The organism is Streptomyces sp. UH6 (assembly GCF_013421635.1).
Classification (GTDB): Bacteria; Actinomycetota; Actinomycetes; order Streptomycetales; family Streptomycetaceae; genus Streptomyces; species Streptomyces abyssomicinicus.
Genome location: NZ_JACADT010001066.1, coordinates 1 through 1,873 on the forward strand (window position 1 = coordinate 1; position 1,873 = coordinate 1,873).

Consider the following 1,873-nt stretch of genomic DNA (forward strand, 5'->3'; position numbering starts at 1 on the left):
GCCGGGCAGCAGGATCCACAGCGCTATGTACAGCAGCACCTGGGGGCCCGGCAGCAGGCAGGAGACCAGGAAGATCACGCGCATGGTGGTGGCGGAGACGCCGAAGCGCCGGGCCAGGGCGGCGCAGACTCCGCCGATCATCCGGCCGTGGGTGGGGCGAACGAGGCTGCTCATGGCTGCTCCTCCGTGGAGTCGTCAGAGTCGTCGGAGGCGCCGGTGCGGCGGCTCCGCCGGGGCGGCCCGGTGGCCGCCCCTACGACATCAACGCTACGACCGCAAAAGGTGCAAGGCATCGCTCTACGGGGCGATCGGGACCCTGGGAAACGTCGGGGGCCGACCCTGAGCCGTCTCCTGGTCGGTGCCCGCGGGGGACCGGTACGCGTGGCGGACGAGGCGCCGCCGCAGCGCGCCACGGCCGGCCGGGACCACCGCGAGGTGGACCAGTGTGAGCCCGACGGTGTTGAGGATCAGCGAGTCGACGTCGACGACCTGCCCGGGCACGCCGGTCTGCAGCAGTTCGATGCCGAGGGAGATCATCGCCCCGGCCACCAGGGTGCGGGCCAGCGAGAGGAGCGGCGGCACCGAGAGCCGGCCGCCCGCCATCGGGAGCAGCACGCCCAGCGGCGCGAGCAGCGCCAGGTCCTTCACGATGCGGCGCACGGCGGGACCCCAGCCGAGGGCCAGGTCGGCGCGTATGCCTGCCATCGGCCGGATGTTGGTCGGCGTCATCCAGGGGACGTCCAGGGGTCTGAGCGTCAGCCAGCCGACGACGGCGAGGTGTGCGGCGAGGAGGAGGACACCTGCCGTGCGGAGACCGGAGGCGACGTTGCCGTCGCGCGAGCGTTGACGCTGCACGTGGCTCTAGACGCCGCCTTCCCGCCGTGCGGTTCCGGGCCCGTCCGCCCCGGGCCGCGGAGCGGGCGCGTGCGCGGGTGCGCGCGCCGGGGCGGCCGTCACTCCGCCGTGGCGGCTGTGGCCGAGGGGACGGGTGTGGTGATCGGGTGGGTCCGCAGCGGCTGCGGACACTCGTACCGCGTCAACGGTCCGTCGGGACCGCCCAGGGTGACCTCGCCGGAGCCCTGGGTGGCGGCCGACTCGGCGAAGGTGCACACGATCTGCGCCAGCGCCCCGGCCGGCAGCCGCTGCGGCGCGTCGCTCAGCCGGAAGGCGTCCGCCGGGTCGCCCGACCGCGGCCCCTTCACGCCGGTGCCCGACGGCACCTTGGTGCGGTAGCCGTTCTGCTGCTCACCCGGCGACGGGTGACGGGTCAGCTCGTCGAGCAGGCCCTGGGCCACCAGCGTCCGCCGCACCGACCCGTCGGTGCCCTCCGGCATCCGCACCGTGCGCTCCACCAGCGTCAGTTGTCCCGCGCAGAGCAGGTAGACGCGCACCGGCACCTCGGCTTCGTCCGAGGGACTGGGCGAGGACGCCGTGACGGCGCAGGGCATCCGGGACGGGGCCGGGCCGAAGTACGTCGGCACCTCCGTCGCCCGGATCCCGCACCCGGCCAGTGCCGGGGCCAGCACCGCCGCCAGCAGCAGCGCGGCCGCGCCTCTTCGCCTCAACGCCCGCTCCTCTGCCTCTGCTTCGCGCCCTGCTTGCCGCCCGCCGGCCGCTCCGCCCCGGCCTCCTCCGTCACCGAGGACGCGTCCAGCGGCAGACGCAGGGTGAACACCGCGCCGCCGTCGGGCGAGTTGGCGGCCGTGATCTCGCCGCCGTGGATGTGCGCGTTCTCCAGCGCGATGGACAGGCCCAGCCCCGAGCCCTCGGAACGCGGCCGGGAGGCGCTCGCCTTGTAGAACCGGTCGAAGACGTGCGGCAGCACCTCCTCGGGGATGCCCGGCCCGTGGTCGCGGACCTGGACCACCAGCAC

General features: G+C 74.7%; 4 protein-coding genes. All 4 read right to left on the reverse strand.

Going from position 1 to position 1,873, the window contains the following annotated elements; translation table 11 throughout:
* The coding region (locus HW445_RS29235) for a PspC domain-containing protein (protein WP_180223842.1) at nucleotides 1–174 on the reverse strand (174 nt) is incomplete at its 3' end.
* A 123-nt stretch (nucleotides 175–297) separates the two neighbouring features.
* On the reverse strand, nucleotides 298–855 hold the full coding sequence (locus HW445_RS29240) for a VanZ family protein (RefSeq protein WP_180223843.1): 558 nt from the start codon (nucleotides 853–855) through the stop codon (nucleotides 298–300).
* A gap of 98 nt (nucleotides 856–953) precedes the next feature.
* Entirely contained in the window at nucleotides 954–1,565 is a 612-nt protein-coding gene (locus tag HW445_RS29245; RefSeq protein WP_180223844.1) for a hypothetical protein, read from the reverse strand.
* On the reverse strand, nucleotides 1,562–1,873 hold a 312-nt coding region (locus tag HW445_RS29250), incomplete at its 5' end, for an ATP-binding protein (RefSeq protein ID WP_180223845.1). The genes HW445_RS29245 and HW445_RS29250, both read right to left, overlap by 4 nt.